The sequence below is a fragment of the Streptomyces sp. NPDC054961 genome, from assembly GCF_053609145.1.
Genome location: NZ_JBSGWY010000092.1, coordinates 1 through 4,947, shown reverse-complemented (window position 1 = coordinate 4,947; position 4,947 = coordinate 1). Strand labels below are relative to the sequence as shown.

Annotated in this window: 6 protein-coding genes; 5 read left to right on the top strand and 1 reads right to left on the bottom strand. The window is 70.0% G+C overall.

The window, feature by feature from the left end:
• Window positions 1-90: 90 nt before the first annotated feature.
• Window positions 91-237 carry a hypothetical protein gene (locus ACWF9Z_RS36435; RefSeq protein ID WP_453609884.1) on the bottom strand — a complete coding sequence of 49 codons (147 nt, stop codon included), beginning with the start codon at window positions 235-237 and terminating at the stop codon, window positions 91-93.
• A gap of 265 nt (window positions 238-502) precedes the next feature.
• Here ACWF9Z_RS36435 and ACWF9Z_RS36430 point away from each other — a divergent pair, with 265 nt between their 5' ends.
• The 5 genes from ACWF9Z_RS36430 to ACWF9Z_RS36410 all read left to right on the top strand — a co-directional run.
• Window positions 503-802: an MBL fold metallo-hydrolase gene (locus ACWF9Z_RS36430; protein WP_453609882.1), complete on the top strand. Its 300-nt coding sequence runs from the start codon at window positions 503-505 to the stop codon at window positions 800-802.
• A gap of 16 nt (window positions 803-818) precedes the next feature.
• Window positions 819-1,136: an MBL fold metallo-hydrolase RNA specificity domain-containing protein gene (locus ACWF9Z_RS36425; protein WP_453609880.1), complete on the top strand. Its 318-nt coding sequence runs from the start codon at window positions 819-821 to the stop codon at window positions 1,134-1,136.
• A gap of 160 nt (window positions 1,137-1,296) precedes the next feature.
• The gene (locus ACWF9Z_RS36420; RefSeq protein WP_453609878.1) at window positions 1,297-1,950 is read left to right on the top strand and encodes a CBS domain-containing protein; all 654 of its coding nucleotides are present in this window, start codon (window positions 1,297-1,299) and stop codon (window positions 1,948-1,950) included.
• Window positions 1,951-2,178: 228 nt separating this feature from the next.
• Window positions 2,179-3,198: a 1-phosphofructokinase family hexose kinase gene (locus tag ACWF9Z_RS36415; protein WP_453609876.1), complete on the top strand. Its 1,020-nt coding sequence runs from the start codon at window positions 2,179-2,181 to the stop codon at window positions 3,196-3,198.
• Window positions 3,199-3,685: 487 nt separating this feature from the next.
• The coding region (locus ACWF9Z_RS36410; RefSeq protein WP_453609886.1) for a GAF domain-containing protein at window positions 3,686-4,947 on the top strand (1,262 nt) is incomplete at its 3' end.

Sequence of the window (4,947 nt, the reverse complement as noted above, 5' to 3'; positions counted from 1 at the left end):
AGATACGACAAACTCGCCGTCCGCTACGAGGCAACCGTGCTGGTCGCAGCCATCAACGAGTGGCTGTGATCAGCACTTTCGCAACAGACCCTAGTTGCCGTCGGCACCACATCTGCGGCCGAGCTCTTCGCGGCTGAGGCCGAGGGCCTCGCGGCGGGCTACGAGGCGGCGGCCCAGATCGGTCCGCCTGGACGTGCCGGCGGACGACTCGGGCGGGGTGGCCGGGGTTCTCTTCATGGTGATCACTACTCCCGGGCGGGCGCGATCGGGCACGCTTCACGCAACAGCATCAGGACGGCATGCCCGGCGCCGGCAGCGATGAGTGCCTTCATGTCCCGCCCCCTCTCGACGATGCGGCAGCATCAACGACAGGCTGTGTCACCGTCCCGCTGCCGCGCTTGGGCCGACCGGCCCCCTCCGAGGAGCCGATCGGGCCCCTCCCGGGCATGCGGTCCCGTGCGACGGTTGATATCGGCACCTGTCCGGAGGGAGGACTCCTCGCATGCCCCAGCCAGCCCCGCTCACGACCGCGTCGACACGGCCGGCTCTGTTGCGGTTGCTCGGCGGTGTACGGACGGTCACCGGCAGTAAGTTCTTGGTCGAGAGTGACCACGCCCGGAGCCTCGTCGACTGCGGGCTCTTCCAGGGTGTCGCGGACCTGCGCCGCCGCAACTGGGAGAAACTACCCCGCGATGCTGCCGACATCCGTGCCGTCGTCGTCACCCACGCCCACCTGGACCACTGCGGCTACCTGCCGCGCCTGGTCCAAGCACCGTCCACCCAGGCCCCTCTACGACGATGACGACGTCGACCGCACGGTGAAGTTCTTCGACCCGGTCCCCGTCGGCAGCGAGGTCGAGATCATGGCAGGGACGAAGCTCATGCTGCACCACGGCGGCCACATCCCCGGCTCCGCCTGGGCGCACCTGACGCTGGTCGCCGACGTCCCGCACTTCTCCGCCCACGCCGATGCCGGCCAGGTCATCGACTGGCTGCGCGCCGCCCCTCCCCCGCACACCACCTACCTCGTCCACGGCGAGGAGACCGCCTCCGAGACCCTGCGGGACCGGATCGAAAACGAGCTGGGCCGGACGGCCGTCGTGCCCAAGCCGGGCTGGGCCGTCCTGGTCCGTTGAGATGGGCCGGACGGTACCGCGATGTGCACCGCGCGGCCCTCCCGGCCCGGACGACCACTGGCGCAGGGTGAGGGGGAAGGGCTGGAGGCAGACCAGCGTCGGCCTCGACACCCGCATACCCGGCCGCAAGAACGTCGTCATCGCACGCTGAGGACCTGCCATGACCTCCACCCCGTACACCGTCGCCGACGTGATGACCACCAAGGTCATCGCTGTCACCCCCGACACCGGCTTCAAGGACATCACCGCCGCGATGGAACGGTGGAGGGTGACCGCCCTCCCCGTCCTCGAAGGCGAAGGCCGCGTCGTCGGCGTCGTCTCCGAGGCGGACCTCCTCCCCAAGGAGGAGTTCCATGATCACCATCCCGGCTTGATGGAGCAGATGCGCCGGCTCGGCGACACCGCAAAGGCCGGCTCCACCCGCGCCGAGAACCTCATGACCACCCCCGCGGTCACCATCCGCCCCGACGCCACCCTCCCCCAGGCCGCCCGCCTCATGGCCGACCGACACATCAAACGTCTCCCCGTCGTGGACGCGGACGGCTCCCTCAAGGGCATCGTCAGCCGAGCCGACCTGCTCAAGGTCTTCCTCCGTTCCGACGAGGACCTGGCCGCCGAGATCCGTCAGGGCGTGGTCGAGCGTCTCTTCCCGCTCAGCCACGACGCCGTCAAGGTGACCGTGTCCCAAGGGGTCGCCACACTGTCCGGCCAGGTCAGGGACGGGAACCTGATCCCCATGGCTGAACGCCTCACCCACTCCGTCGAAGGCATCGTCGACGTCCGCTGCCGGCTGGAGGCGCGCACCGGCCCATGAGCTCCGGGTAAACCGGCTGCCCCGGGAGAAACGAAGCCCAGGAGCAGTCCCGGCCCTGAGCCGGCATGCACGTGACGTCGGGCTGTTCGAGTATGAGAGTCGGGGCGAACAGGTCGCCCTCCACGGAGGTGAGCCGATGATGTTGCGGTCATGGCGCCGGATCGGTGGACCGGTGGAGTCGGCGGCGCTTCATAAATATCCGTTCCCCGGCGCACCGAGGACGCCGCGATGAACGCCGCGTCGACGCCTGCCCGCGCTACCGCCGGGGCCTCCGAAGAGAAAAGGGGACCGGGGCAGACGGCCCGACCGGCCGTCGTCACCCTGACGATGAACCCCACCATCGATCTCTGCTGGGAGGTAGAGCGCCTGGAGCGTACCGGCAAGAACCGTGCGCGGGTCAGAGCGGTGGCCGTCGGCGGCGGAGGGATCAACGTCGCCCGTCACATCGTGCGGTTCGGAGGGCGGGCCACCGCAGTCCATACAGCGGGCGGCGAGGTCGGCCTGCGCCTCAACCGGCTGCTGGACGAAGAGGGCATCGACCACGTCGCCGTCGACATCGTCGACGACACCCGCGAAGCACTCGTGCTGTTCGAGGTCGGGTCGCGCCACAGTTACCACGTCGTGCCCCCCGGACCGCGACTGAACGAGCATGAGGGACAGCAGTGTCTGGAGGTGCTGGGGCGGCTCGTCGGCAGTTGCCCGTACGTCGTGGCCAGTGGCAGCCTGCCCGGTGGCTTGCCTGACGACTACTTCGCAACCGTCGCCCGTCATGTCAGGAAAGCCGGAGGTCGGCTGATCCTGGACACCTCCGGGCCTGCTCTGCGGGCAGCGCTCGCGGAGGGCGTGTTCCTGTTCAGGTGCAACCGGACAGAGGCCGAGAGCCTGACCGGCCGGGCCGTCATCGACTTCGACGACGCCCGAGCCCTCAACGACCACCTGCTCACCACCGGAGCCGCCGAGATCGCCGTCACCACCCTCGGCGCGCTGGGCGCACTGTGCTCGACCGCCGACGGCCACACCGAACTGCACGCTCCCCCGCTGCCCGGCACGCCCTTGAGCGATGCCGGGGCGGGAGACAGCATGGTCGCCGCCCTTGCCACAGAACTGGCCGTCGGCAGAGACCCCGTCAGTGCCTGCATGCTGGGGGTGGCCACAGCAGCCGCGGCGATGCTCACCCCCAGCACCGAGCCCTTCGACGTGGACGTGGCCCGGTCCCTCCGCCCGCTGGTGAGGACCACGGGCCGCTGAGGGGTAGCACGCCACCCCGCCGCCGTGGACTCCGTGTCCGGTCGGCGCGGCCCGACTCCTGGCCGCTCCTCCACATGGGCTGATGCTCCGGCTGGGACGGCGTGAAGGGCCGACAGGGCCGGACAGCTGCCCGAAGGGCCCATGCCGGAGCTTGACCAGCTCCGTCTGGAGCCGCAGCAGTTCCCCCTCGTAGACCGCCTTCTTGAGACTCATCGCCCCACCGTCCCTCTCGCCGTCCAGTGCTGTGACCGAGTCGGTCACGGCACGCGCCCACGCGCAAGGATGCGTCGCGCTTCGCACCGGTGTGTCGAGGCGCCGGCACGGATCTCACCTTCAGCTCTCACCGGGCGTCCGTTCTCCCGTCCGCAGCGACCGCAGGTGGATGCCCCATCGGGCCCGGCCGTGCCGATACGCTGGCTCCGCACGGGGGCGGGCAGCGAAGGGGAATCACGTGGGTGTGGGGGATCCGTTGACGCAAGTGCCTCGGATGCGGCTGGACGAGCTGCTCGACGAGCTCCACGTACGCATCGACGCCGTACGTGGCACGCGGGACCGGGTGCACAGCCTGCTGGAGGCCGTCGTCTCGGTAGGCCGGGAGCTGGATCTGGCCCAGGTGCTGCGGCGCATCGTGGAGGCCGCGGCCCTGCTCGTCGACGCCGACTACGGGGCGCTCGGAGTCATCGGCCCCGACGGCCGTACCCTGTCGCAGTTCCTGACCGTGGGGCTCGACGAGGAGGCCATCGCCGAAATCGGCCCGCTGCCGGCCGGCCACGGCCTGCTCGGGGAGGTCATCCACCACCCGGAGCCCTTGCGCCTCACCGATCTCGGCGCCCACTCCTCGTCGTACGGGTTTCCGCCGCACCACCCGCCCATGCGCACCTTCCTCGGTGTACCGATTCGGGTGCGGGCCGAGGTGTTCGGGAATCTCTATCTGACCGACAAGCGGGGCGGGGTCGATTTCGACACCGAGGACGAGACGGTGATCTCCACCCTCTCGGTGGCGGCGGGCGTGGCGATCGACAACGCCCGGCTGTACGAGGGATCGCAGCGCCAGCAGCTCTGGCTCAAGGCCAATGCTGAGATCATCGAGAGCCTCTTGTCGGGCAGTCCCCGTCCTGCCGTGCTGGAGCTCATCGCGCTGCGGGCCCAGGAGATCACGGGGGCCCGGATCGCGGACATTTCCATGCCGGTTCCCGGCGCGGAGGGGTTGTTCGTGGAGTTCGCGGCCGGCGCGGACAGCAAGACCAGGCAGGGGCTCGTCGTCCCCTTCGCGGGAAGCCTGTCGGGAACCGCCCACCGGACCGGGCAGCCCGTCACGGTCGTGCACGCCTCGGACGACGACCGCTACCCGGCCGATGCACAGACGCAGGGCGGGCTGGGTCCCGCCGTCGCGGTCCCGCTGGGCACCGCCGGCGGGGAGAGCAGGGGCGTCCTGCTGCTCGCGCGCGCGGTCGGAGAGCCCGTCTTCGGTGAGAACGAGCTGGAGCCGCTCGTCACCTTCGCCGGTCAGGCGACGATCGCCTTGGAGCTGGCGGAGCGCCGTCGGGACGCCGAGCAGATTGCGCTGTTGGAGGAGCGCGACCGGATCGCACGGGACCTGCACGACCTGGCCATCCAGCGCCTCTTCGCCACCGGTATGACCCTCCAGAGCGCGGCACGGCTCGTCGAGCACGAAGGGGCCGCAGAGCGCGTCAGCCGCGCCGTCGAGGACCTGGACGAAACCATCAAGATCATCCGATCGACGATCTT

Excerpts from the sequence above, each read along its gene's own strand:
- ACWF9Z_RS36435 (WP_453609884.1), bottom strand. The coding sequence starts at position 237 with ATGAAGAGAACCCCGGCCACCCCGCCCGAGTCGTCCGCCGGCACGTCC.
- ACWF9Z_RS36430 (WP_453609882.1), top strand. The coding sequence starts at position 503 with ATGCCCCAGCCAGCCCCGCTCACGACCGCGTCGACACGGCCGGCTCTG.
- ACWF9Z_RS36420 (WP_453609878.1), top strand. The coding sequence starts at position 1,297 with ATGACCTCCACCCCGTACACCGTCGCCGACGTGATGACCACCAAGGTC.
- ACWF9Z_RS36415 (WP_453609876.1), top strand. The coding sequence starts at position 2,179 with ATGAACGCCGCGTCGACGCCTGCCCGCGCTACCGCCGGGGCCTCCGAA.